The sequence below is a fragment of the Streptomyces sp. NPDC031225 genome (genome assembly GCF_055570355.1).
In genome coordinates this window covers 234,297-259,216 of record NZ_JBVIHJ010000006.1, presented here as the reverse complement: position 1 = coordinate 259,216, position 24,920 = coordinate 234,297, and the positions used below count along the sequence as shown (strand labels likewise).

The window sequence follows — 24,920 nt, the reverse complement described above, 5'->3', positions numbered from 1 at the left end:
TACGCGGCGTCGACTGCGAGCGGACTACGACAGTGTGGCGCCTCGCGACCGACGGTGCTGAGGCCGAGGCGGCGCAACAGCGTGTCGGGCGAGGTCCTCGAACAGGAGATCAGACGGGTGCGGTGAGCAGCTGCTTTCCTGGCGGGTGCTGAAACACGGATACCTGCACGCGGCAAGGTGGCCCGGCGGGGATCCGGGCCACCTCGGGCCGATGCGATCAGGCGGGCTGCGGGGCGGAAGGTGCCGCAGTGGCCGCAGTGGCCGCGACTTTGCGGGTCTCGCGCATCAGCAGCAGGCCGTTGACCACCATCAGCGTCGCTGTCAGGCCGTGGACGCCGAGCGCGGTGGCCACGGAGCCGTGGTGGGACAGCACTGTGGTCATGTCGCCGTAGGCGGCGAGGGCCTCCACCAGCAGCACCCAGCCCAGCGCCCGGCGGTGGCCCGTCACCAGCAGGATGCCCAGGACCAGGCCTAAGACGACGTCACGGATTCCCTTGATGATCAAGAAGCCACCGCCGTCGCCGGACGGCCAGCTGGGCAGTCCGAAGCCCGGCGCCGTCGTCTGCGGGCTCAGGATGAACTCCGTCCCGAACCAGAGGATGAAAAGGATGAAGGCTGCGGTCAAGACGGTGTTGATCTTCTTCAGTGACATGGTTTTCTCCTTGCGAGTCTCCGTGAGCCTGGTGCAGCTTGGCGGAGCCCGGTGAGTGGTACGGGGCCTGGTCGGGCGGCACAGAAGCCGGTGCCATGGCGGGCGTAGCGAGGGCGTCCGACGACGTGCCGTGGCGCGTACCGGCGTAGAGAGGGCGCACACGGGCATGGCGCGCCCGGCCGGGTTCGCGTCGGCGTCGACGTCCTGCGGATGCCGGCGGAGTTCGAGGCTGTCGGTGCCCGGGTCATGAATGCGGAATGCGGATGGCGGCGGCGGTGCCGGACTTCGCGGACCCGGCCGAGCAGAGGCGGCCGGCGACCGGGCGGATGAGCCCCTGTGCTCAGGTGAGGGCGGTGACCAGCAGGGCGAAGGCGCCGATGATGAGGGCGACGCGGGCGTAGTGGAGGCGCTCCCAGCGGCTCAGCTGCTGCTTCCAGTCCTCGGGCCGGTTCTCGGGGGTCCACGTCTTGTTCCGGTTGTTGATCGGGACGAGCAGCAGGATCGACATGACCACGCTGAGGATCAGCAGTGCGCCGGCGATGACGGCGAGCCCTGCGCCCTCGTCGTGCCGTCCCGCGACGGCCCAGATGCCGACGAGGACGAGCGAGCCGATGTACCAGACCGGCATCACCGCACCGAGCATCCGGCCCCCGTGGGCGTGGCCGAGTTGACTGCTGTCCTCGGGCAGGGCGTTGAGGATCGGGTTCATGACGAAGGCGACGGAGAACTCCACCCCCACCATCACGCCGACGATCACGGTGGTGACGACCTCAAGTGCGTTGAGCATGATGAACCCTCTCGATATCTAGCGTCGCTAGCTGGTGAGGCAACGCTAGACCTACTGTCGCTCTCTTGTCTAGCGGTGCTAGAATCGAATCATGTCGGTACAGGAACGCAAGGAACGCGAACGGGCGGAGCGTGAGCGCCTCATCGTGGCGACGGCCCGTGAACTCGCCGAGCAGCAGGGCTGGGACTCCGTCACCACCCGCAGGCTCGCCGAGAGCATCGAGTACAGCCAGCCCGTCCTCTACAGCCATTTCCGCGGCAAGCGCGAGATCATCGGCGCCGTCGCCCTTCAGGGGGCCACTGAGCTGGCGGCGGCGGTGCGGGCCGCGACCGCCGCCGTGGACGGTCCGCGTGAGCGGGTCGCAGCCCTGGCGCGTGCCTACCTCGCCTTCGCCGCACGCAACCCGGCGGTCTACGACGCCATCTTCCAGCTCGACGGCGGTCTGGCGTACGCGCAGGAGGACACTCCGGCGCCTCTCAAGGACGCTTTCGCCGCGCTGCTGGAGTGCCTTGGCGAGGTTTCCGGCGACGGCGTCCACTCGGGTCTGTTCACCGAGGTGTTCTGGGCATCCCTGCACGGGGTGGCGACACTGACCCGGTCAAGACGGCTGCTGCCGGAGGATGCCGAGTCGCGGGTGGAGCTGCTGGTGGACCGGCTGGCCGTAATCTGACGCGCCGGCTGGCTGTGGTCTGACGCGCCGTCCGGGCCGGGCGGGCAGCCGCCTGGTCGGATCCTGCCGCGGCAGGGCCGATGGGTCGCTGACCAGTCAGGAGCAGCCGACGTTCGGTGCGGAAGGCATCGGGACGCGGTTCAGTCCCACAGCTCGCTGCTGTCACACACCCGTGCACCCATGTTGCTCTCCATCATGCGCAGCGCCGCGTCCGCGAGATCGAAGTGCATGTGGGCGACCGCGTCGCGCGGGACGACGACCTCGAAGTGGCGGATGTGGGCGTCGAGGGCGGAATAGAGCACACACTGCTCGGTCACTTGGCCGGACAGCACCAAGCGCTCGATGTCGTGCTGGCGCAGCAGGTAGGTCAGCGGGGTCTCGTAGAACACCGAGTGGCGCGCCTTGAGCACGAAAAGTGATGATTGGTCCGGTCTCACCGGTTCCACCAGGTCGGCATGCTGCCCCGCGAGGGCCTGCTCAAGCAGCTCACCGTGATGGGAGCGCCACTCGCCGAAGTTGTCGTTGACGTAGATCACCGTGACGTCCTGCGACCGTGCTGTCCTGAGCAGGTCGGAGAGGACCGGAACCACCTTGCGGGCCGAGGGGAGCAGTAGTTCGGCGTCCTGGTGGTCGTACGTGTTGATCATGTCGATGACGATCAGTGCGGTCTTGCTCATGGCCCCCGGGTTCCCGCCGGAAGGTGTGTCAACAGGGGCTGCGCCCTGTCTTTGCCGAAGGGTGCTGGGCGGCACGGGGTGGCCGGATACGCAGGCGCTCCACCTGCGCGTAGGGCCGGTGACGTAGAGGGCTGCGTCGCCGAAGCCCGAACCTGCCCGCTCCCTCGGTCCCCGGCTCGGCGACGAGACTGACGCGAGGGGCTGTTGCTCGCTCCACGGCCGAAAACCGGCGTTCACGTGTGGCGATTTGCCCGGCTGGCATGGTCAATTCAAGCCGTTACCTTGATGCTTGCATGACAATCTCGCGCACGCGGTGCCAATGTTCTCCGGGACATCACAATTCCTTCACAGGTCCAGCGCGCGAGACAAGCCACGTTCCCGTCACCCCCCACCTCCTTCCACCCGCATGCCGTGCAGCGCTCCGGACCGGCGCACCCCGCCGATCCGCCTCGTCCACGGCCCCCACCACGGGCCGGCCCTTGTACCGAAGGAGAACCCGTTGTCCCTGACCCATCGCGCGCTCGTACGACGCAGACGCGCAAGTGCCCTTGCCCTCACCGCTATCGGCTCCCTGCTCGTCGTGGTCACCCCCACCCCGGCCGGCGCGGCCCCGGCGGACCCGGGGCGCGCGAAGATCACTGCCTCCCCCCGGGCGGGCGCGGCCCAGACCTCCCTGACCCCCGCCCGCCGCACCGCCCTGGTCAAGAGCGCCCAGTCCGCGGCCGCCGGTACGGCGCGGCGCATCGGCCTCGGCGCCAAGGAGAAGCTCGTCGTCAAGGACGTCATCGCGGATGCCGACGGCACCACGCACACCCGCTACGAGCGCACCTTCGCCGGTCTGCCAGTCCTGGGCGGTGACCTCGTCGTCCACGACAGCGGCGGCCGTACGACCGTCACCAAGGCCAACGCGACACGGCTCGCGGTGCCCTCGCTCAACCCGGGGATCACGGCCTCCCGCGCCACCGCCAAGGCCCTCGAAGTCTCGAAGCGGGGCCGGGTCGCGGGCGCCGAAGCCGGCAACGCCTCCCGCCTGGTCGTCTGGGCGGCAACAGGTAAGCCCGTCCTGGCATGGGAGACCCTCGTCAAGGGCGTCCAGAGGGACGGCACCCCCAGCGAACTCCAGGTCGTCACCGATGCCGGCACCGGCAAGGAACTCCTGAGCGCCGAGAAGGTGCACACCGGCGAAGGCACCGGCCAGTACGTCGGCACGGTCCCGCTCGGCACCACCCTGTCCGGCTCGACGTACCAGCTCACCGACGCCGACCGCGCCGGGCACAAGACGTACGACCTGAACCAGGGCACCTCGGGAACCGGCACCCTTTTCACGGACGACAACGATGTCTGGGGCACCGGCCTGCCGTCCAACCGTCAGACGGCCGGCGTCGACGTGGCCTTCGGGGCCGCGGCCACCTGGGACTTCTACAAGGAGGCCTACGGCCGCAACGGCATCCGCAACGACGGCGTCGCCGCCTACAGCCGCGCCCACTACGGCAACAACTACGTCAACGCCTTCTGGCAGGACTCCTGCTTCTGCATGACCTACGGCGACGGCTCGGGCAACACCCACCCGCTCACAGCGCTCGACGTGGCCGCCCACGAGATGAGCCACGGAGTCACCGCCGCCACCGCGGGCCTGCTCTACTCGGGTGAGTCCGGCGGGCTGAACGAGGCGACCTCCGACATCTTCGCCGCCGCCGTCGAGTTCCACGAGAACCTGTCGGCCGACCCCGGCGACTACTTCGTCGGCGAGAAGATCGACATCAACGGCGACGGCACCCCGCTGCGTTACATGGACAAGCCCTCCAAGGACGGCGCCTCGCGCGACAGTTGGAGCTCCACCCTGGGCGGCATCGACGTCCACTACTCCTCCGGTCCCGCGAACCACTTCTTCTACCTGCTCTCCGAAGGCAGCGGCGCCAAGACCGTCAACGGCGTCTCCTACGACAGCCCGACCTACGACGGCCGGCCCGTCACCGGCATCGGCATCGGCATCGAGAACGCCGCAGCGGTCTGGTACCGCGCGCTGACGACGTACATGACCTCGACGACCGACTACGCCGGCGCGCGCACCGCCACCCTTTCCGCCGCCGCCGACCTGTTCGGTGCCTACAGCCCGACCTACCTCGCCGTCGCCGACGCCTGGGCCGCGATCAACGTCGGCAACCGCATCGCCCTCGGCGTCAACCTCGCCCCGGTCGCCGACCAGATCAGCGGCCTCAACCAGGCGGTCACCCTCCAGTTGGACGCCTACACCACCAACGCCGACGCCACGCTGACCTACGAGGCCACCGGCCTGCCCGAGGGCCTGACCATCAGCCCGACCGGTCTGATCAGCGGCACCCCGACCGCCCTCGGGACCGGCGACGTCACCGTCAAGGTGACCGACAGCACCGGGGCGAGCACCTCGGACACCTTCAGCTGGCAGATCGCCTACGTCTACGCCAACGCCACCCGCGTGGACATCCCCGACAACGGGGCCGCCGTGGAGTCCCCGGTGACCATCACCGGCCGCGACGGCAACGCATCCGCGACCACCAAGGTCTACGTCAACATCGTCCACACCTACCGCGGTGACCTGACCGTCGACCTCGTCGGCCCCAACGGCACCGTCTACTCCCTGCTCAACCGCAGCGGCGGCTCCGCCGACAACGTCGACCAGACCTTCACGGTCGACGCCTCCGCACAACCGCTCAACGGCACCTGGAAGCTGCGCGTGCAGGACCGGGCGTCCATCGACGTCGGGTACATCGCGCGCTGGCAGCTGACACCCTGACCTGTCGGCACACCGCCGCCCGGGTCCTTCGGGATCCGGGCGGCGCAGCGGGCCGTGAAAGACCTCCCTGCCAGGCGATGTGCGGGGGCTTTTGTCAGTTGACCGGAACGGCGTCGAACACCGCGTGGTGCACGCGCACATGGGCCGATCCTGTGAGGCGGTCGATCGTCGCCCGGTAACGGTCCAACACGTACGCCTGGCGGACCTCGTCGTGTGCCGCGGCGAACGACTGGTGCCGGAATTCACCCCGGTGGGCCGTGAAATAGGACCTGAGGGCACTGTCCTGCGTGGTGATGGCCTGAGCGCGCCCGTGCCCACCTTGCCGGTGGTCCAGGACGCCCCTGCTTGCAGGGTGCCGTTGTTGGCTCCGCCGGTCAGGTCGGCGGTGGCGGTACCGGAACCCTCTTCGAGCGGCCAGTACGCGCCCGCGGCTGCACGGGGACGCGTCGGCCCCTGTTCGAGGCCTCCGCCGGGTCACCGTCACGCGTCGGTCCTCGCTGCGCCGGCCGCGAAGGCGGCCGGGGTGAGACCGGTGCGGTCGCGGAAGAAACGGCCGAAGTTCGCGGGATCGGTGAAGCCGAGGTGGACGGCCACAGCGCGGGCATCCCACCGGGCAGCTCCCAGCAGGCGCCGGGCCTCCAGGAGGCGCCGCTCGTCGATGAGTTCGCGTACTCCCTTGCCGGTGGCGTCCAGGGCGGCACGGCTGAGGGTGCGGACCGAGCAGCCGAGCAACTCGGCGTAGTCCGCGGCCTGGTGCAGCTCGCGAAAGTGCAGTTCCAAGGCGTCCAGGAAGCGCCCGTACCTGTCGGCGCGGCCGCTGCCGGCCGTGGCCGTGCCGACGGGGGCGATGCCCGGGGAGTTGGCCAGGCGCAGCAGCAGTGATTCGAGCAGGCTGCGGCGCAGGGCGTGGTGGATGTCGAGGGGGCGGCGTCCCAGTGCGCGGTGTTCGTCCAGGAGCTGGAGTGCCGTCTGCTGGAGCCAGGCGGCGTCGTCGGGGTGCGGGCTGAGCACGGCAGGGGCCTCGTGCGCGGTGAGCGGGGCGAGGAGCGGGGCGAGGTCGGGCCGCAGTACGTCCGGTTCGAACAGGATGAACGGACCGCGGGCCGCGCCGGGCGGATGCCAGCATTGCGCGTGCCCGGGACGCACCCACAGCCACTGGCCGGGGGAGAGGGTCCGCGTGACGTGGTCGACGTCGTGCCGCAGTTCACCCTCGGTGATGGCGATGAGGTAGTGGAAGGTGGCGCGGCCCGGGCGGGGCGGGTTCCACGGCCAGTCGTCGTGCTGGGCGAAGAAGTCCTCGATGGTACTGACCTCAAGGCCGTAGGGGGTACCGACCGGGGGCTGGAAACCGTACAGCGGAACCGCGGCCGGGCCGGCCTGGCTGCTCGGCCCGGAGTGTCGCTTGTCGACTATCACGTGTCCGCAGCCTACCCCCCTTCTCGTCGGCATCGACGGAAGGATGGGACGTGCCGGAGCGCCCGCGCGGCGCGCTCCGGGCCTCATGCGATGCCACCCTCCGTCACCACCAGAGAAGGCTCACCAGCGATGAACGGATCAGCCCTGCACAAGTCCGCCGCCGACTGCGCGGAGGAACTCCCCGGAGCCCGGCTGGAGCACCCCTTCGGTCCTGACTGGGAGGTCTACAAGGTGCGCGGCAAGGTTTTCCTGCTGATGACCGACGTCCCGGGGCGGCCCGTCGTGATCCTGAAGGCGGACCCGGGCGAGGCCCACGCCCTGCGGGAGCAGTACAGCCACATCACCCCCGGCTACCACATGAACAAGAAGCACTGGATCACCCTGGAGAGCGGAGAAGGTGTCGCCAGGGAGCTTGTCAGGGAGCTCGTCACCGACTCCTACCGGCTCGTCGTCGCCCATCTGCCCAAGGCCGAGCAGCCTGTCGACCCGCGCACCTACGGCACCGGCCCGCGGGCGGCCCGGTGAGCGCGGCCGGTGACCGGCTCCAGGACACCGCCCGCCGGGCGGCCCTGGCCCTCCCCGACGTCAGCCACGGATACCCCTTCACCCCGGGCCTCGACGTGTACAAGGTCGCGGGCAAGGTGTTCCTCATCGTCACCGACGACCCGGACGAACAGATCATCACGGTCAAGTGCGAACCCGAACACGCCCGCGCGCAAGTACGGGGCCACGCCTCGATCACCACGGGCCGCTACCTCGACAAACGCCACTGGATCTCACTGGGTCCGGGACCCGGCATCACCGAGCGGCTGATCACCGACGCGGTCGAGGATTCCTACGGCCTGGTCGCCGAGCGACTGCCGCGACGCGACCGCCCCCGTGCCCGATGAGCGCCGCGAGCTTCCCGGCGAACGACCCGGCCCGATGGTAAGTGGATCGACTTGTCATCGGGGCGGCGCGGGGGTTACCTTCACGAGGTGAGTCCATCGACTTACCTTATGTCTTGGCAAGGAACAATGAACATGACTCGTCTTGCGGGCAAGCGCGCCCTCATCACCGGCGGCACGAGCGGGATCGGCCTGGAGACCGCGCGGCGTTTCATCGCGGAGGGGGCCGAGGTGCTGGTCACGGGCGTCACCCCGGCCAGCATCGACAGGGCTCGGCAGATCCTTGGGGACAAGGTGCCGGTGGTGCAGGCCGACGCACGCGATCTCGATGCGCAGCGCGGCCTGGCGAAGCAGGTGGGTGAGCACTTCGGAAAGCTGGACGTGGTGTTCCTGAACGCCGGCGTCTCGGACTGGCGGCCGTTCGAGGACCACACCGAGGACAGCTTCGACCGGCTCTTCGACATCAACGTCAAGAGCGTCTTCTTCCTCACCCAGGCCCTGGTGCCGGTGCTGGCCAACCCGTCCTCGGTCATCATCAACTCGTCCGCCAGCGCGCACGGCGGCTACGGGCGCTCGAACGCCTACGCCGCGACGAAGGCGGCCATCTCCTCCCTGATGCGGTCGTGGAACGCGGACCTGCTCAAGTCGCACGGCGTCCGGTTCAACGCGGTCAGCCCCGGCCCGGTGGACACCCCGCTGTACTCCAAGCTCGGGATCGAGGACCCCGCGGTGCAGGCAGCGGTCCTGGACGGGCTCAGTTCCAACATCCCGCTGGGTCGCATGGGTCTGCCCGAGGAGGTCGCGGAAGCCGTCGTGTACCTGGCCTCCGACGTCTCCGCCTTCGCGGTGGGCCAGGACCTTATCCTGGACGGTGGCCAGACCGTCCTCTGACAGCGAGGACGCGGCCGGGAGACGGGCGAGGGGCGTGGGTATGTCGGTGGCGGACCGAGCGGTGACCGGTGGCGACACGTGCCAGGCCGGGTATCACGCGCAGATCAAAGCGGAGAACCGCGCGCGCATCATCCGCGCCGCCCGCGACCTCTTCCTCGCCCGGGGATACGACAAGACTTCCCTGGCCCAGATCGCCAGGGAAGCCAGCGTCTCCACCGGCACCCTCTTCAAGAGGTATCCCTCCAAGGCGGCCCTGTTCGCGGCCGTCACCTCCGAACAGTGGCAGCTGGACGTGGAGTACGCCGAACCGCCCCCGCCCGGCGATCCCCGGTACGGACTGGACCACATCGGCCGCGACTACGCCTGCCTGGTCTCGCGGCCCGGCACGGCGGCGCTGTGCCGCCTCATCATCACCGAACTTCCCCAGATGCCGGAACTCGCCGACATCGTCGGCACCGGCTTCGCCATCGACCGCGGACCCTTCTTCGACCGGCTCCGCGACTACCTGAACGCCGAAGCGCAGGCCGGCACACTCGACTTCCGTTCGGCCGACGGCCGGCCACAGTCGGCATCCGCAGTGGCCGAGCAGTTCCTCGGCATGATCTGCGGCCAGTTCCTGTGGCCTCAACTCGTACGGACCGACTTCGTCCCGCCGGACCCCACTGACGCCGCGATCGTGGACGAAGCCGTCGCGCTCATGCTCAGCCGCTACAGCACCGGATCCTGAACCTCCTCAGCTCACAGCCCCCGGCAGCGCTGCCGTCGCGGTCGCCCACCGTCGGCAACGGCACTTCCCCGAATCGGGGGAGGCGCCGGTGCCGCCGAGGGATCTGGACCGATACCGGGAATCAGGCCGCGACGAGCTCCTGCTCGCGTTCCGGCATGGTGACCTTGGGCTTCTTGTTCGGCAGTGACAGCCGGAAGACCTTGTGCCACGCGGAGAACACCTGCTTGGGCAGCGGCCCGGTGACGTACTCCAGCTCGTACTTCTCGAACAGCGCGCGCACCTTCACCGCGACCTCGGCGTACCGGTTGCTCGGCAGGTCCGGGAACAGGTGGTGCTCGATCTGGTGCGACAGGTTGCCGGTCATGAAGTGCATGGCCTTGCTGCCGCTGATGTTCGCCGAGCCCATCATCTGGCGCAGGTACCACTGGCCGCGCGTCTCGCCCCTGATCGACCGGCGCTCGAAGACCTGCACGCCCTCGGGGAAGTGCCCGCACATGATCACCGAGTGGGTCCAGATGTTGCGGACCATGTTCGCGGTGAATGTGGCGCCGAGCGTGGTGAGGAACGACGGGCCCGACAGCAGCGGGTGGATGACGTAGTCCTTGAGCACCTGCTTGCGGATCTTGCGGCCCACGGCCCTGGCCCGCTCGCGGAACTCCGGGTTCTTGCGGCGGCGCTTGTTCAGGTTCTTGCCGAGTTCCAGGTCGTACGCTGCGATGCCGTACTCGAAGAAGCAGGCGTTGAGGAAGTTCCACAGCGGCTGACCCAGGTGGAACGGGTGCCATTTCTGGTCCTCGTCGACGCGCATGATGCCGTAGCCGAGGTCGTTGTCCTTGCCGATCACGTTGGTGTACGTGTGGTGCAGCTCGTTGTGCGAGTGCTTCCACTGCTCGGCCGGCGAGACGTGGTCCCAGTCCCAGGTGGTGGAGTGGATCTTCGGGTCCCGCATCCAGTCCCACTGACCGTGCAGGATGTTGTGGCCGATCTCCATGTTGTCCATGATCTTCGCCACGGACAGACCCGCGGTGCCGATCAGCCACGCGGGCGGGAAGATCGAGAACAACAGCACGCCCCTGCTGACCAGCTCGAGCTTGCGCTGCGCCGAGATGACCTTGCGGATGTACGCGGCGTCCTTCTCGCCGCGGTCGGCGATCACCTCGTCGCGGATCGCGTCCAGCTCGCGGCCGAGCTCCTCGATCTGCTCCGCGGTCAGGTGGGCGGTGGGGTCGATGGCGGTCAAAGTGCTCCTACCGTTCGATGTCGCAGGGGCCCGCGGCGGCGGACACACAGGTCTGGATGAGGACGCCCGGCTCGGCCTCGGTGATCTCGCCGGTGCGCAGGTCGCGGACGGCGCCCGCCTTGAGCGGTGTGACGCAGCCGAAGCAGATGCCCATACGGCACCCGGACGGCATGAGCACCCCGGCCTCCTCGCCGACGTCCAGCAACGGCGTCCCGCCGTCCGCGTCGACGGTCTTGCCGGTGGTGCTGAACGTGACCTCGCCACCGTCGCCGGCGATGACGATGCTGGGGCGGAAGCGTTCGGTGTGCAGGCGCTCCTGGACGCCGTGCGCGGTCCAGTGTGCTTCGGCGGCGTCGAGCAGGCCCGCGGGCCCGCAGGCCCAGGTCTCGCGCTCGGCCCAGTCGGGCACGAGTTCGTCGAGACGGGCGATGTCGAGCAGACCGTCCGTGTCGGTGTGCAGCTCGGTGAGACGCAGCTTCTTGTCCGCGACCAGGTCGTGCAGATCGTTGCGGAAGATCACGTCGTGCGGCTGGGGCGCGGAGTGGACCATGACGGCGTCGTCGAACTCGATGTCGCGCAGCATGCCCATCACGGGCGTGATGCCGCTGCCGGCCGTCAGGAAGAGCACCTTGGCGGGCTTGGCCTCCGGCAGCACGAAGTCACCGGTCGCCTGGTCGAGCTGGATCAGCGTGCCCGGTTTCGCCCTGCGGACCAGGTGGTTGCTGACCTTGCCGTCCGGGATCGCCTTCACGGTGATCGTGACGCGGCCGTCCTGACGGTTCGTCGGCGAGGTGACCGAGTAGGCACGCCACAGGCGCACCCCGTCGACGTCGACGCCGATCCGCACGTACTGACCGGCTCTGTGGCCGCGCCAGCCCCGGCCCGGCCTGATCACGATGGTCGCGGCGTCACCCGTCTCGGGGTGCACGGCCTCGATGCGCCCGCGCAGGTCGGCGCCCGCACGCATCGGGCTGACCAGGTCGAGGTAGTCCGACGGCAGCAGCGGCGTCGTCACCATCTCCAGCAGTTTCCACGCCCTACTGCGCAGGGCTGCACTCGTCATGACTCCAGCTTGCTGTGTCTCAGGGCGTAAAGTCCTGTCCGTAGGACGTAAATCTGGTCTACTGAATTGTTCGCAAGGAACAAAACATGAGCCATGCAATCCGCAGGGCCACCGAACTGGCCCTCGATGAGACGACGGTCACCGTTCTTCGGGCCGCGCTGAGAACCACCGCCGACGAGATCGTCCAGGCGATCATCGACGAGGTCCCTCCCTACGCCAACGCCCTGTCGGGCCGCATGGGCGCCACCATCCGCCGAGCCGTGCGCACCGCCCTGGGACACTACCTGGACCTCGCGAGCGGGAACGCCACGGGCGCCGACGCCGGGGACGCAGCATACGAGCTGGGCCGCGGCGAGGTGCGCGACGGCCGGTCGATGGACGCCCTGCTCAGCGCCTACCGCGTCGGCGCCCGCGTGGCCTGGCGATGCCTGGCCGCGGGTGCCGTACCCGCAGGTCTGCCCGCCGCCGAGGTCGCCAAGTTCGCCGAGCTGACCTTCGCCTACATCGACGAGCTCTCCGCCGCGAGCGCCGCGGGCCACGCCGACGAACTGGCGGCCAGGGGCCGGGCTCATGAGCGTCACCTGGAACAACTGGTCCGCGACCTCCTCACCGGCGCGAGCCCGGACGTGCTGCTGGCCTCTGCTCAACGGGCCGGGTGGCAGCCCCCGGTGACACTGACCGCGGTCCTGCTGCCCGCCGCCCAGGCCCGGCCTGCCTACCGCACGCTCGACCCGAGCACCCTCGTCCTCGACGATCTGCCGGACGCCCTCGGCGTGCTGCTCGTCCCCGATGCCGACCGATCACATCTCCTGAGGCAGCTGACCGACCGCACCGCCGTGGTCGGCCCGGCGCGGCCATGGATTCGTGCGTCCGCCTCGTACGAACGAGCCGTACGCGCGCGCTCCCTCTCCTCTGATGTTCGCGACACCGAGGACCACCTGCCCGAGCTGGTTCTGAGCGCCGACGTGGAGGCGTTCGCAGACCTACGGGCCCGAGCCCTCGCTCCGTTGCGGGCCCTGCCCGTCGCGACCGCACGGCGACTGGAGGAGACGTTGCGGGCGTGGCTGCTGCACCATGGCAGGCGGAACGAGGTGGCGGCGGCGTTGTTCGTCCATCCCCAGACCGTCCGGTACCGGATGTCGCAGCTTCGGGAGCTGTTTCCGGATCTCGAGTCGCCGCAACGGGTCCTCGAACTGACGCTGGCGGTCGGTCTGCAGGGCGGCTGACGCGTTCTTCGACCGTCCGCAAGAGGTCCAGGAACCGTGCCGCGTCCTCGGTGTGATGAGCCGGCTCATGCGGCTCGGGGGAGGGCGGCATGAGCGGGGCATGGTGGCCGCAGGCCGGCCACCACGCTCCGCCACCGATGTCAGCCGCCCTGGCGTACCTGGAGCCGCCACACGGCACCCGGCCACACCGAGCCAGCTCGTCGGACCTCCCCGTCATCAGCGGTCCGTCGGCGCCGAACCCGGCACGGGCGGGTGCCGTCCTTGGATGTGCGTCGGTCCGCGCGCCGGCTGCTCCAGAAGGAAGGCCCCCACCCTCGCCGACCACCTCGCCACCCACGTGCAGCTTCTGGTCGCTTCTTTGCCACGCCGGAGGGGACCAAGCTGATGGCCCGGAGCTGTCCGGAGCCATATAGGTCAAGTTCGAGCTTTTTGAGTGTTTCGCGACGAATGGCGCTATGCGGGCCATCACGCTGACTGCATTCAGCCGGTTCGCGCGAGCGGGACTGCGAGGTGCCCATGGCTCCTGCTATTTGGCTTCGAGACACCTGGCAGCGCAGTCGTCTGCCCGGTGCAGTCGCCCTTCTGCTTCTACTCTTCGTCGCTGTCGTCCAGTTGGACAACGCTCTCGGTCGCATCGAGGCACCCGGTCATCCGTCGGCGACACTGGCCTCCCAGTTCCGGTTCGACGCATTGTCCGGCGAAGCCCGCAACGACCGGAGGACCGCCTGGTGCGTATGGACCCGGACCATCGCTGACGAGGATGACTCGGCCGCTGCCCGTGGCACGACCAGCAATGCCGGGCCCAACGACCGCGTGGCCAAGTGCGTGAAGTCCTTCACCGGAGCTTCGGTGCACAAACACATCAACACCGGCCAGGACGGCGCCGCGGCCCGGCTTCTGATGCGGACGTACGTCGTCCTGGACCTTTGCCTCGTCGCCCTGTACGTGTTCCTGTTCGTCAAAGCCATGCGGTACCTGGCGAATCGGCTCCGGGCATCCGACGCCGGAGGGAACGCCACGACACGGGTCGTAGCGCAACGAGCTACCGCGCCTCCCTGGCTGTGGGTGCTGGTGGCTCTCCTCGCAGGATCAGAGCTCGTCGAGGACGCTTGCCAGTTCGGGCTGTCGCTCACGAGCTTGAGCCCCTATCGCATCGACCTCCTGGGCAGCGTCGCGGGCGTCGCGGCGATCGTGAAGTGGCTCTCGGCCTTCCTCGCCTTGCTGCTGCTCGCCATGTTGGTCGTCCACAGCAGGGCCTATAAGGACTGGACTTGGTGGAGGGGCTGGGCTCCGGTCCGCCTTCAGCTGGCCGTGGCGGCCGCACTGCTGTTGCTGCTGACCGGCGTGGGGACCGACCAGGTCCAGGACGCCCTGCTCGGTCTGCTGGACCACTGGGGCAGGGCAACAGGAACCCCGTTGGCCGTGTTGGTGTTCTCGCTCCTGCTCTGGCGCAGTGTGCACCGCGCGGCATTGACGTACGACGACGGACGGCCGCCCGTGCGCCAAGTGACCGTCCTGGCCCTGAGCCTGGTCTGCTGCGCCGTGGGATGGCTGGGCTGGCACCGGTTGTGGGCCCCTGCGGTGCTGGGCGGACTGGTTCTCTTCCTGTCACTGTTGGGCGGTGCGAAGCTGTGGACCCAGGGTGCCGGCGAGCCCGGCCTCAGCGACGCTCGTGCGGCTACGAACGGCCGAGCGACAATCACCGGCATCGAGCTGCGGGACCAGCTGGGGCACAAGGCACGGATCCTGGCCGCTCTGCCGTTCGTTGTTCTCGGGGTGTTCGCGGTACGGGCCTCAGTGGCGACGGCGGTCGTCGGGCCGCGCCGCCCGGCCGCAATCGCTCTGGTCGTCCTCGGCGCGGCCAGCCTCATGTTCGGCGTAGTGCTGCCGCGCATCCTGGACTGGTTCGAGGGGAAATGGGACTGGGCCAAGCCTCCTGCATCGGACAAGAGCCGGTCAAAGCTGTATTTCGTGCTCACGGGGCTGTGCTTGGTGTTCGCCCTGGTCTCCCTGTTTCTGTTGACCGGCGCCAGGGGCGGGGAGCTTCCGGTCTGGGTGGGCCCCCTGGCGGTGCTGACCGTCTTCCTGAGCCTCGCACTGGTTCTGCTGAACGAGTTGCAGCGCTGGGCGGAGCTGACGACGCCGGTGGCCGGGTTCCGTGCCCTGGGTCTGTCCCGCACCCCGGTTTTCGCTCTCCTCGCCGCCTGGTTCGTGCTCGCTGCCGTCTTCGACACTCAAGGCAGCCACGGTGTGCGAGTGAAGGAAGCTGACGGCCGGTCACCGTTGAAGGACCGGGTGGAACTGGTGGCGCAGTTCGAGAAATGGATGGCCGCGAACTGTGCCACCGCCCCGGCCGACGGCCCCTTGCCGCTGGTGGTCGTCGCGGCGTCCGGCGGCGGCATCCGTGCCGCTTACTGGACCGGCGGCGTCCTGGACAAGCTGTTTCCACCGACGCCGATCGAGCCGCCCGCCGGCTCCCAGTGCGACCGCACCGACGGCCGCGCACCCGTGTTCGCTGTCAGCGGCGTCTCCGGCGGCAGCCTCGGCGCCGTCTCCTGGCTCTCCCGCCCCCGGCAGGCCGACCCCCACAGCCACACACGGATCTTCGGCACCGACCACCTCTCCGGCCCCCTCGCCTGGATGACCTTCGTCGATGTGCCACGCTCATTCATGGGATTCCCCGGCAAGGACCGAGCCGCCGTGATCGAAGAATCCTGGGAACGCAAGCAGAAGGAGCTGGCAGAAGACTTCTACGCCACCTGGCAGCAACCCGGCACGGATTGGACCCCACTCGCCCTGCTCAACGGCACCGCCGTCGAAAGCGGCTGCCGCGTCCTCACCTCTCCCGTCCAACTGGGTGCCTTCGACCGGCCGATCGGACCGATCTCCTGCGTCCGACGCCCGGAGGACACACGCCCCGAGGACCTGCAACCAGGAGAGACGAACGAAGGCGGCCCCACCCTCATCGACGTCCGCGGCGGATTCCTCTGCGGTCGGCAGGAGATCCGGCGCTCCACCGCGGCCTTGTTGTCCTCGCGCTTCCCATACATCACCCCCTCGGGCCGGCTCACCGCCACCGGGTGCAACAAGAACGCCTCGCTGTCGGTGGTCGACGGCGGCTACGTCGAAGGCACCGGCAGCCTGACCGCCTTCGACCTCCACCATCAGCTGACGAAGATCGTGGACTGCAGCAACGCGGTGGTGGACGGCGACAAGCCCCCCGCCGCATGCGGATTGAGCTCGGCGCCGACCCGCAAGGTCGACCTGGTGCTCGTACAGATCGACAACGGCTACAACAGCGTGGCTACCGCCGCGCCGCCGGGCCGCCCCAACGAGTTGACCGTCCCCCTCCAGAGTCTGAGCGGTTCGGCAGCCAGCAGGGACGCGACCGCACGGCAGCGCGCCTACGAGGCCTTCGGCTGCAGCAACTATCTCCGCTTTGCAAATGTCCGGGGCCCAGGAGCGCAGGCCCCACTCGGATGGGTCATGTCCCTGAGCGCCCAGGCGGACCTCGACCAGCAACTGGCAGCACTGACGGACCCCACGGGAGGCAAACCGACTTTGGCGGGCCAGCTCCGGGCGGCAGCTGCCCGGTGCCCGAAGAAGCCTTGAGGGGCTGTCGTCCTTCCGGTCTTGAGGACGGCAATTCCGGTGGGCCGGTATGGAATCGGTCATTCCGCGGGAGTGGCGACCCGGCGGCGGTCTTCTCACGGACTCGCAGCAGCGCTCGGGCGAAGGCCGATGTCCAGGTCAGAATCCAGGGCATGGGCCAGGTGCAGGGCCACCAGTCGACGCGCGGGTCGAGCAGGATGTCGACGGCGGCCGGGCTCCAGCACAGCAGGTGGCCGGTGTACCGCACAGCGCGGGTGAGGCGGCCGGCAGCGGAGCGGCGTTGATCTGCCCGGAACGGTCATTGCACGAACGAGACCCGTGCCCGGCGTACACCACTGACGTGAACTCGGCCCGCGCGTCAACGGGGTGGACTGCTCCGGGAGTTCATCAGGACCAGGCGTCGCGATAGATCAGCCCCCACGACCGGCATTGCGCCGCTATGCCGTGATCGGTGCGGCCGGCCTGGCGGGCTCTGCTCGATCTTCCTCGTCGTTCTGCTGCTCGTCATCGGCACGCACTCCAGTCCAGCCGTCGAGGCCCTCGCGCAGGACATCGGCGTGCCCGGCATGCCGGATGGACTCGGCGAGGACATGGACCGTGGTGGCGAACAGGTTCGTGTGGGATGAGGATCCGGCGACAACGGCATGTGGCCGGGGCGTCGAGGAGAGGCTCGGTGATCGTCGCGTCCCTGTGTTCCCACGTGCGCCGGCAGAACTGGATCGGGGGCCCTCGGGAGGTCAAGTCCACAGCGATTCACTCAGCATGGTGATGACGAATCCGGTGAGGGACACGACGAACACGACGGCAGCCCAGCGCAGCACTCGGGTGGCGGCGCGTAACCGTAGGTACCGGTGACGGTGCTGTCGTATCCCGATCCACAACTCAATCTGCGCCGCAGCGAGAATCGCCTGGTACGACTGACTTTCGACGCTTGATCTGAAATCTTCGTACGTCTCCAACTCGCGTACGGTGTCGGTCGGGTTGAAGACCAGGGCCGCAGGGAGGTCCCGGGCGTCCGTGAAGGTGTCCCGGCTGGGCTTCGGGGTGACCAAGACGCCAGTCGCCAGGATCAACGACAGCACGACGAGCCCGATGCTGAGCAGTAGCCCCAGGCCGAAGGCCAGCGTGGTCGTGATGCCGAGCCCCGAGTCGGGGCCGTCGATGAGGCGGGCCAGGACAACGGCGTTCCCCGCGGACAGGATGGCTCCCGCGCTGAGTACGACAGAGGCCCTGGACGCTGTTGAGGCGCGGAGCCGGTCGTACCGGTCAAGGTGCCATCTCAACAGGGTCAACCTCTCCCCGGCGTCCGGGATCCTGTCCTCCGAGCCGTTCCCGTGCCGGTTCGATCGCACCACCGGTTCCTCCTGCCGGGGGATCACACCAAGGTCGTGCTAGACGGGTCAGTTGGCTGTCGTGAGCAGGGACTTGAACTTGACTGTCGAGGGGCACGCCGTCATTGACTCACCGTCGATGTGCGCGTGGGAACCCATACGGTTCCTGCGGCCGGGCATTGATGGTTGTGGCCTCCGCTCGGTCCGGACGGATCTGTGAGGTGCGGACGCAGCTGCCGTCCTCCGGATCAGACGGAGCTCGGTTACATCCCGTGATCCCGTGTGGCGCTGCAGTGCTCCGATGATGGCAGGCGGTCGAAGTATCCGTAAGACTAGGGATATTTCCTTGGTTTATGCGGGCAGAAACCTTCGCAGCACGCCCCATCCGCACAGGGAGGGTTCCTGACCATGGCAGGGCTTCGCTTCCCACCCCGACTGACCCCGACGACCTGGGAGAACGCGTTGCTGCCCCGGCGCGCCCCGCTGGCGGCGGACGGACGCTGGACCCCGCGGATCCAGGAGCAGGGGCTCCATCTGGACTTCTCGCGTGTCGAATTCGCGGACATGTCGGCCCTGGCGCGAGCCCTGCTACTGGTGGACGCGGCCGTACGGGGCAACGTGCCGGTGCGCGTCACCCTGCCCACGGCCGAATTGCCCGACGCGCGCGAACCGGTGGACGTCGAGTCCAAGGAGCAGAGTCGAGCTGCCGCACAGCGACTGCTGACCCGGCGGGCTCGCGGGCGCGGTGACGCACGGGCCTTCATGCGTCAAGTCGGCTTCCTTGACGCGCTGGTGTCGCCCCACTGGCCGGAGGGCGCGGTCGGACTGGACGACGCAGCCACCATCGAACATCTGGCGCACGCCGAGGACACTCTCGGGCCCAAACCGGCCGCGCTGGACGAATCTCCGTATGTGCGCCGCCGGATACTTCCATTCCACTGGTTACCGCCTTTGGACGCGCAGGAGTTAGGCGTCTCCCAGGAGTTTCAGGGGATCGTGGCCAGGCTGCGCGACCTCGGCCTGTCGCAACCGGACGCGGACGCGCTCAGCCAGACCGTGCTGGTCGAACTGCTGTCGAATGTGGCTGAGCACGCGGCCGCCGGCATCGTAGGCCGGCCTCCGCACTCCCTCGTGGCGGCGGTGCTCCTGGACTCGGTGACGTACGGGCGCCGGTACACAGACATGCCACCCGCCTCCAGCGACCTGGCCGAGCTGGCCACGACCACCCGGAGCGAGGTGCTGCGGTTGCTGGTGGGCGACTCGGGCAGCGGCCTGGTGACCAGGCTGGACCCGGTACAGGCGCGCCGCGGTGTTCCCTCCGGCGTACGGCCGGTGTCGGGTCAGCGGCTCACCGAAGCCGAGGACACGGTGTTCTACGCCTTCGGACACAGTTCCCGATCACCGGACAGCCATGGCGCCCGCGGAGCGCACCATGGGCTGTGGCGGGTGAGACACCTGGTCAAGAGCTACGGGGGCAGCGTCGTCGTCCGCACCGCCGACGCGCTGGCAGGGCTCGTCTACACGGAGTCGGACGGCCAGGTCGCCATCGCGGAGAGCGCGCTCAGCCGCGCCCCCGGCACGCTGCACGAGGTGCAGGTACTTACCGACCCGAAGTCGCACCGCAACCCGCTGTCCTGGGTCGACCGCCCGGAAGCGGCGACGGGGCGTCAACTGCGTTGGGTGCGTTGCGTGTTCGATCCGGTGGGCGGACTCGGCGAGACGGGGCGGGCGAACCTCCTGTCGGCCGCCCGGGAGGCGGCAGGTGACCCGTCGGTGGGCGGCGTGGTGCTGTCGATGTCGCTCCGTGACACGGACCACCTCAGCCGCTCGGGCCTGCAGAGCGCGCTCACGTCCGCCCTGGGCGTCGCGGGCACGCTCGCCGACCTCACCGCCGTCGCCGTGCTCTTCCCGGACGCGGATCCCAAGATCCTCGACCTGAGCGTGACCGGACTGCACGCCGAACATCACAGCGGAGCGGCCGTGCTGTCGAGTCCGATCCTGGTGCACGGCTGCTATGGCCCGCCGATCTGGTACGGCGGCTCGTTCGCCCTGCGTGCCGTCCTGCGCGCAATCAGCCGGAACGGCGGTGTGCTGGCGGTGGAGGCGGCGATGCGGCGCTGGACGGCCGCCGGCGGAGCACCGGGGGCGGAACTGTGGCGGACGCTGGACCGATGCCCCGGTCTCGTCGAAGTGTCGGGCGGGCAGGTCTCTCTCGTCCTGTCTCCGCAGGGCGTCCTGCGGACCCTCCAGCGAGAGGCCCAACGCCAGTTGGCCGAGGTAGTGGAGGACGGGGGTGAGGACGAGGGCGTGGCCAGGGGCCTGTTCCGGACACCCGGTCTGCGTATCACCCGGCGCTGGGTCGACTCGGCGATGTTACTGACGGCGACGATCGGCACCGCCACGGCCGCATACGTGCTGGCCCGTAAGGTCGAGAAGGTGCTGGCCGGACGAGGCAAAGGCGAGCCGCCCACGATGGTCGCCCACGTCTCGGCGGCGCCGCGGCCCCTGGCGGCCCGCCTCAGTGAGAGCCTCGCGCTCGGCGGCCGACATCACGCCATGCCCGGCGAACTCGACCTGGAAGGCCTTAACCCCAGCGAGCGGGTCCAGGCCGGCGAGCGCGTGGTACTCATCACTGATCTCCTCTCCACCGAGAACACCACCCGCAGGGCCGCAGCCGCCATCGTGGCGGCGGGAGCGGAACCCGCCGTCATCGCCTGCGTCGTGGACGCCCGGCCGGAGCGCCGAGACATCCAACTGCTCAACCGCAGCATTCCGGTGGTCTCCCTCACCGATGTCTCCATCGACATCTACGCCGTGGACGGCCGTACCCCGCCTTCGGGCGACGCGGGTCTTGACGTCGTGGACATCGACCCGATCCTGCGCCACCCAGTGGTTCCCTCGCCTCCGGAACCTCCGCGCATCTCCGAGATCGACTTCCTGCGCCTGTGCACCGGCGCCCCGGAGACGCTCTCCCTGGGACATCTCGCCGGACCGCGCTCGCACTCGAGCGCCATGCTGCACCTCGACCGTGCGCTGCGGCACCCGGAGACGGGCGCGAGGATCACGGACATCCTCCTCGAAGTGCTGCGCGAGGCCGTGGCGGCGGTACAGGATGTGCCCGGACCGGCCGGCCGACGGCCGCTGCAACTGTGGTACGCCGGAACACCGGACAACTCGTACGACAGCCGGCTTCCGGTAGCCGTACACCGACGGCTGCGCGAACTCGACCATGAAGTGGGGCAGTTGGTCGCGGTGCCGCGCGGGGTGGCACGAAACCAATGGATCTTCCCGACCGCCGTGCGGCACGAATCGGAAGGCCAGACGGTCGTTGTCCTGGACGGGCGGGCGACGACCGGTACGACCCTGCAGCAGATGATCCGGCTGGCAGCCGCGAGCGGTGCCGCGGCGGTTGTCGCCGTCGTCCTCCTGGACCGGCTCGAACACCAGGAGGCCGCTGCCCTGCGCATGCTCCAGGCGGTGGTGCCGACCGGCGGCGGACGTCCCGTGCCGACAGTCGTGCGGTTCGTCAGCGCCAGCAGCGTTCCCGGCGAACCCCCGCACGACTGCGCGATCTGCGCCACCCGGATCCGCGTGCAGGACGACATGGCGGCTCCCGACCGGCTCCGCCGACACGCTGCTCAGCTGCGTGAACTCCTGCGTCCGCGCCGCAGAGAAGAGGTCTTCAGCAGTGCGGCCGCGGACCTGTTCGCCGTGCCGATCATCTCCGAGGACGTGATCGACTACATCCGCTGGCGCGCACTGCTGCGTCAGGCCCTGCGGGACACCGGCTCCCGGCAACGTGTCGTGGACCGGCTGCGCGCCCTCCTCGATGACACCGGCCCCGGCGAGGAGTTCAGCCGAGTCAACCTGCTGCGCCTGCTCGCCGCTGAGCAGCAGTGGCTCAAACTGCCCCCGCTGCGCTTCACGGTGGGACGAGAACTGCTCGCGCGGCTGTGCGTGGCCGGTCTCGGCAAAACGGCCAACGTCTCACCCTGGCTGCGGGTTCAGGCACTGATGGTCCTCGCGGCCACCACACCTCAACAACTGACCGAGGTGCTTCCGCGCTTGCTGGCGCTGGCGCTGGACGAGCCGCTGCTCGTGGACCAGATGTTCCTGGAGTGCTACCGGCTGTTGAAGCGTCCGCCCCACGACTCGCCGATCGACCTCTCACGGTTGCGTGAGAGTCTGCTGCGCTGCCGCAAGATACTGGAGGAGCAGCGCACGTCGGGCTCGCCGGGGCTCGCCGACGAACATCTGCACGTGGTGCAGCAGTTGATCACCATCGCTGATCACAAGGCACGGCCCAAACCCGACGATCCGCAGAAGGCGTGGGAACAGCTGAGGGAGGACCTGGGACACGCGGTGATGCGGCATCGCCTGGACTCCGGCCTGCTGCGAGTGCGCGACTACGTCGAGGACCTGGAGGACGCCGCGCCCTCGCAGCACGCCACCCAGGACGCTCGTTCCGACTGGGAGACGTGCAAGCGGCACCTCGCCGAGCGGGCCCTGGTATGCCTGCCGGTGCTTCGCCACATCCTGGCGGGTGAGTACGTCGACGACCGGTTCGGCAGGCGCGAGCACGAACGGCTGATGCGACTGCTGCCCAGCGGCATCACCGCGCTCAGCGAGGTCACCGAACGGCTGGACCGTCTGCTGCGCGGGCCGCGGCGTGTGGACGACCTGGACTGGCAGCTCACGCGCAACGAGCTGCTCGACAGACTCGATTGGTGGTACAGGATGTTCCTGGCCACGCATCTGCCGGAGACCGGGAAACGGGCACTTGTCGTCGACCTGGTGTCCTCGGCGCCGACCTTGCTGGAGCCCGCGTTGCGCACCCTTCAGAACGCGCCGGTGTCCGACATCCGTGTGGTGCTGCCTGCCTCGGCGACCGAAACCGAGGTGTTCTGCCCCGCGCCGCTGCTGCACGACGCGATAGATCACGTGCTGGACAACGCCCGGCGACATCGGGTGCCCGGCGCCGAGTGCCGGCTCGAGGTCACCTGGACGTACGAGATCTCCGGTACGGCACGTGTCTCGCTGCGCGCGAGCGGGACCCGGCCGAGTCCCGCACCCGGCCAGGGTCTGCGCACACTGGATGCCAAGCTGCGGCCGTTCGGGGCCTCTCTCACGGGGCAGGCAACCGACGACGGGGAGTGGACGTTCGAGACGCTCCTGACACTGCGGTTGTGGGAGGGGGCCTGAGCATGCAGGTCATCAAGGGGCTGATGGTCGACGACGAAGAGCGAAACCAACGGCGTTCGACGGCACGGCTCAACACCCACTTCGAGAAGTTCGGCTGGCAGGTGCGCTGGGAGACGAAGACCGAGCCGGACGAGGGCCAGGAATGCATCCGGCTCGCTGACCCGCCGTACGACGTCGTCCTCGTCGACCTGCTCTTCGCACGAGAAGACCTCCCCGAACTCATTGAGCCACGCGGACTGGAACTCATCGCCGAGGCCAGGGAACGTTCGGACCGGACCTACATCATCGCCGTGAGTTCCGGCGACGAGTCGATGCCCGACCTGTTCGACCGCGCGCGACGCTCAGGGGCGCATCACGTCTTCCGGCGCTACGAGTTCACCCAGGGGTCGCTCGACAACAGTCCGGCCGCGATCGTGAAGGCCGCGCGCGAACATCTCCTGAACAACGGCACGGTGTGCACCGTCCGGGTCGACGCGGACGCGGAGGACCCCGCCGTCCAGTCGATCATCGACGAGGTCGGTGAACCCACCCTGTCCCAGCTCTACAGCAGGATCCTCGAGGCGGAAGGCACGGAGACGGCGACCATGCGTCTCACGTACCTCACTCCGGGAGCCTCCGGAGCGGTCGTCTGCTCGGTCGCCGCGACGACTCCGGGCAGCCCCGTGCAGCGCCATGTGCTCAAAGCCTCCCGGGACCAGCAGGGACTGGTGCACGAGGCGGAACAGAACGCCAGAGCCGCGAAGGTGTTCCCGGCGCTGCTGCTGATCAGGCAGCGCCCCGAGCGGCCGGTCGGCCCGGTCAACGGGTGGTACGCACTCGGAGCCCCGTTGCCCGACCACGCCACGACGTTGCGAGACTGGCTGGCGGCCGGTCCCGGGGAGGCGGACGTCGCCGACGTGATGATCAAACTGTTCGGAGAGGGACTGCGGGCGGCGCACGTCGAGAACCGTGAAGTGGGCCCGCCTCTGACCGAACTGCTGCAGTTCCGGCCCCTGCGGCGCCGACAGGTGATCGAGGCCCTGGACCAGCTATCGCCTGCGCTGGTTCGACCCGATGGCGGCGGGTTGTCGGATCTGAAAGAGCTGACGAGGGAGCTGAGGTCGTTCCTGGAGGAGGGCAAGCCGCTCGGCGTGCCACGGAGCGAGTTGGCCCGGCCGACATCGACCACCTTCGCCCACGGTGACCTGCACGGTGGCAACGTGCTGATCTGTCAGGGGCGCCATCCGACACCGGTCCTCATCGACACCAGCGCTTTCGCACGGCTGAACTGGGCTGCCGACGCGGCGCGGTTCGGCGTCGACCTGCTGATGAGGTCCGTGGACTCGGGAGTTGAGTCGATGTTCTTCACCCGCTTCCGGGCTTGGCGTGAGCTGGCCCTGTGCCTGGGCCGGCGCACGCTTGCGATGCCGGCCGGCCTCGGCCCGGGCGATCCGGCGGCCGCGGTGGTGGCGTTGTCATGGCTGGCCACCAACCTGGACTCGGTCTGTCCGGACGCCGCCGAGACGGACCGGGCCTGGGAGTGGCATGTCATGCTCGCCGAATACCTGTTGCGGGCCGCCTGCTACCCGGACGTGCCATCTCCGAAGCGCGCGGTCGCCCTGGTGGCGGCGCACGACCAACTTCGCGAGGTGACCAGGCTGCTGGTTCCCTGACCCTCAGTGGGGACTGACACCGGCTTCCCCGGGTTCGAGCCGTGTCTGCCGCCTACAGGTGCTCCTCAGGGGGCGTTCTCAACTGGCTTGCGTCGCTTCATGCGTCACAGTTGA

At 69.0% G+C, this 24,920-nt stretch carries 17 protein-coding genes and 1 pseudogene; 10 read left to right on the top strand and 8 right to left on the bottom strand.

Annotated elements, in window-relative coordinates; genetic code table 11:
- Positions 1-217: 217 nt before the first annotated feature.
- Both ACZ48Z_RS12905 and ACZ48Z_RS12900 read right to left on the bottom strand, forming a co-directional pair.
- Positions 218-652 (bottom strand): DUF4267 domain-containing protein, encoded by a 435-nt coding sequence (locus tag ACZ48Z_RS12905; RefSeq protein ID WP_468735868.1) that lies wholly within the window; start codon positions 650-652, stop codon positions 218-220.
- Between the two features lie 340 nt (positions 653-992).
- Positions 993-1,439, bottom strand: a complete 447-nt coding sequence (locus ACZ48Z_RS12900) for an anthrone oxygenase family protein (RefSeq protein ID WP_468735867.1) — start codon at positions 1,437-1,439, stop codon at positions 993-995.
- Positions 1,440-1,530: 91 nt separating this feature from the next.
- On the opposite strand from ACZ48Z_RS12900, the gene ACZ48Z_RS12895 reads away from it, so the two are divergent.
- Positions 1,531-2,109, top strand: a complete 579-nt coding sequence (locus tag ACZ48Z_RS12895) for a TetR/AcrR family transcriptional regulator (RefSeq protein ID WP_468735866.1) — start codon at positions 1,531-1,533, stop codon at positions 2,107-2,109.
- 140 nt (positions 2,110-2,249) lie between these two features.
- On the opposite strand, the gene ACZ48Z_RS12890 is transcribed toward ACZ48Z_RS12895, so the two are convergent.
- On the bottom strand, positions 2,250-2,786 hold the full coding sequence (locus ACZ48Z_RS12890) for a cysteine hydrolase family protein (protein ID WP_468735865.1): 537 nt from the start codon (positions 2,784-2,786) through the stop codon (positions 2,250-2,252).
- Positions 2,787-3,285: 499 nt separating this feature from the next.
- Here ACZ48Z_RS12890 and ACZ48Z_RS12885 point away from each other — a divergent pair, with 499 nt between their 5' ends.
- Positions 3,286-5,559 (top strand): M4 family metallopeptidase, encoded by a 2,274-nt coding sequence (locus ACZ48Z_RS12885; protein ID WP_468735864.1) that lies wholly within the window; start codon positions 3,286-3,288, stop codon positions 5,557-5,559.
- A gap of 480 nt (positions 5,560-6,039) precedes the next feature.
- Here the strand turns inward: ACZ48Z_RS12885 and ACZ48Z_RS12880 are convergent, their stop codons facing one another.
- On the bottom strand, positions 6,040-6,975 hold the full coding sequence (locus tag ACZ48Z_RS12880) for a helix-turn-helix domain-containing protein (protein ID WP_468735863.1): 936 nt from the start codon (positions 6,973-6,975) through the stop codon (positions 6,040-6,042).
- A gap of 129 nt (positions 6,976-7,104) precedes the next feature.
- Between ACZ48Z_RS12880 and ACZ48Z_RS12875 the strand changes: the two genes are divergently transcribed.
- The 4 genes from ACZ48Z_RS12875 (at position 7,105) to ACZ48Z_RS12860 (ending at position 9,480) form a co-directional block, all read left to right on the top strand.
- Entirely contained in the window at positions 7,105-7,500 is a 396-nt protein-coding gene (locus ACZ48Z_RS12875) for an MmcQ/YjbR family DNA-binding protein (protein ID WP_468735862.1), read from the top strand.
- Entirely contained in the window at positions 7,497-7,865 is a 369-nt protein-coding gene (locus tag ACZ48Z_RS12870; protein WP_468735861.1) for an MmcQ/YjbR family DNA-binding protein, read from the top strand. Before ACZ48Z_RS12875 ends, ACZ48Z_RS12870 begins: the two co-directional genes overlap by 4 nt.
- 132 nt (positions 7,866-7,997) lie before the next feature.
- The gene (locus tag ACZ48Z_RS12865) at positions 7,998-8,753 is read left to right on the top strand and encodes an SDR family oxidoreductase (RefSeq protein WP_468735860.1); all 756 of its coding nucleotides are present in this window, start codon (positions 7,998-8,000) and stop codon (positions 8,751-8,753) included.
- A 40-nt stretch (positions 8,754-8,793) separates the two neighbouring features.
- Positions 8,794-9,480: a TetR/AcrR family transcriptional regulator gene (locus tag ACZ48Z_RS12860; protein WP_468735859.1), complete on the top strand. Its 687-nt coding sequence runs from the start codon at positions 8,794-8,796 to the stop codon at positions 9,478-9,480.
- 121 nt (positions 9,481-9,601) lie between these two features.
- On the opposite strand, the gene ACZ48Z_RS12855 is transcribed toward ACZ48Z_RS12860, so the two are convergent.
- Together ACZ48Z_RS12855 and ACZ48Z_RS12850 are read right to left on the bottom strand one after the other, a co-directional pair.
- The gene (locus ACZ48Z_RS12855; RefSeq protein WP_468735858.1) at positions 9,602-10,720 is read right to left on the bottom strand and encodes a fatty acid desaturase family protein; all 1,119 of its coding nucleotides are present in this window, start codon (positions 10,718-10,720) and stop codon (positions 9,602-9,604) included.
- Positions 10,721-10,727: 7 nt separating this feature from the next.
- Positions 10,728-11,783, bottom strand: coding sequence for a ferredoxin reductase (locus tag ACZ48Z_RS12850; RefSeq protein ID WP_468735857.1), 1,056 nt, complete (start codon positions 11,781-11,783; stop codon positions 10,728-10,730).
- 86 nt (positions 11,784-11,869) lie between these two features.
- Between ACZ48Z_RS12850 and ACZ48Z_RS12845 the strand changes: the two genes are divergently transcribed.
- On the top strand, positions 11,870-13,009 hold the full coding sequence (locus ACZ48Z_RS12845) for a PucR family transcriptional regulator (RefSeq protein ID WP_468735856.1): 1,140 nt from the start codon (positions 11,870-11,872) through the stop codon (positions 13,007-13,009).
- 849 nt (positions 13,010-13,858) lie between these two features.
- Positions 13,859-16,621, top strand: a complete 2,763-nt coding sequence (locus ACZ48Z_RS12840; RefSeq protein WP_468735855.1) for a hypothetical protein — start codon at positions 13,859-13,861, stop codon at positions 16,619-16,621.
- Positions 16,622-17,058: 437 nt separating this feature from the next.
- On the opposite strand, the pseudogene ACZ48Z_RS12835 reads toward ACZ48Z_RS12840, so the two are convergent.
- Both ACZ48Z_RS12835 and ACZ48Z_RS12830 read right to left on the bottom strand, forming a co-directional pair.
- Positions 17,059-17,335 (bottom strand): annotated as a pseudogene (locus ACZ48Z_RS12835) (mycothiol transferase); the annotation flags it as partial.
- Between the two features lie 23 nt (positions 17,336-17,358).
- Positions 17,359-17,976 (bottom strand): hypothetical protein, encoded by a 618-nt coding sequence (locus ACZ48Z_RS12830; protein ID WP_468735854.1) that lies wholly within the window; start codon positions 17,974-17,976, stop codon positions 17,359-17,361.
- A 384-nt stretch (positions 17,977-18,360) separates the two neighbouring features.
- Here ACZ48Z_RS12830 and ACZ48Z_RS12825 point away from each other — a divergent pair, with 384 nt between their 5' ends.
- Together ACZ48Z_RS12825 and ACZ48Z_RS12820 are read left to right on the top strand one after the other, a co-directional pair.
- Positions 18,361-23,154, top strand: coding sequence for a hypothetical protein (locus tag ACZ48Z_RS12825; protein WP_468735853.1), 4,794 nt, complete (start codon positions 18,361-18,363; stop codon positions 23,152-23,154).
- A 2-nt stretch (positions 23,155-23,156) separates the two neighbouring features.
- Positions 23,157-24,806, top strand: a complete 1,650-nt coding sequence (locus tag ACZ48Z_RS12820; protein ID WP_468735852.1) for a hypothetical protein — start codon at positions 23,157-23,159, stop codon at positions 24,804-24,806.
- Positions 24,807-24,920 lie beyond the last annotated feature (114 nt).

Excerpts from the sequence above, each read along its gene's own strand:
- ACZ48Z_RS12875 (WP_468735862.1), top strand. The coding sequence starts at position 7,105 with ATGAACGGATCAGCCCTGCACAAGTCCGCCGCCGACTGCGCGGAGGAA.
- ACZ48Z_RS12860 (WP_468735859.1), top strand. The coding sequence starts at position 8,794 with ATGTCGGTGGCGGACCGAGCGGTGACCGGTGGCGACACGTGCCAGGCC.
- ACZ48Z_RS12845 (WP_468735856.1), top strand. The coding sequence starts at position 11,870 with ATGAGCCATGCAATCCGCAGGGCCACCGAACTGGCCCTCGATGAGACG.
- ACZ48Z_RS12905 (WP_468735868.1), bottom strand. The coding sequence starts at position 652 with ATGTCACTGAAGAAGATCAACACCGTCTTGACCGCAGCCTTCATCCTT.
- ACZ48Z_RS12820 (WP_468735852.1), top strand. The coding sequence starts at position 23,157 with ATGCAGGTCATCAAGGGGCTGATGGTCGACGACGAAGAGCGAAACCAA.
- ACZ48Z_RS12900 (WP_468735867.1), bottom strand. The coding sequence starts at position 1,439 with ATGCTCAACGCACTTGAGGTCGTCACCACCGTGATCGTCGGCGTGATG.
- ACZ48Z_RS12865 (WP_468735860.1), top strand. The coding sequence starts at position 7,998 with ATGACTCGTCTTGCGGGCAAGCGCGCCCTCATCACCGGCGGCACGAGC.
- ACZ48Z_RS12825 (WP_468735853.1), top strand. The coding sequence starts at position 18,361 with ATGGCAGGGCTTCGCTTCCCACCCCGACTGACCCCGACGACCTGGGAG.
- ACZ48Z_RS12850 (WP_468735857.1), bottom strand. The coding sequence starts at position 11,783 with ATGACGAGTGCAGCCCTGCGCAGTAGGGCGTGGAAACTGCTGGAGATG.
- ACZ48Z_RS12895 (WP_468735866.1), top strand. The coding sequence starts at position 1,531 with ATGTCGGTACAGGAACGCAAGGAACGCGAACGGGCGGAGCGTGAGCGC.
- ACZ48Z_RS12890 (WP_468735865.1), bottom strand. The coding sequence starts at position 2,786 with ATGAGCAAGACCGCACTGATCGTCATCGACATGATCAACACGTACGAC.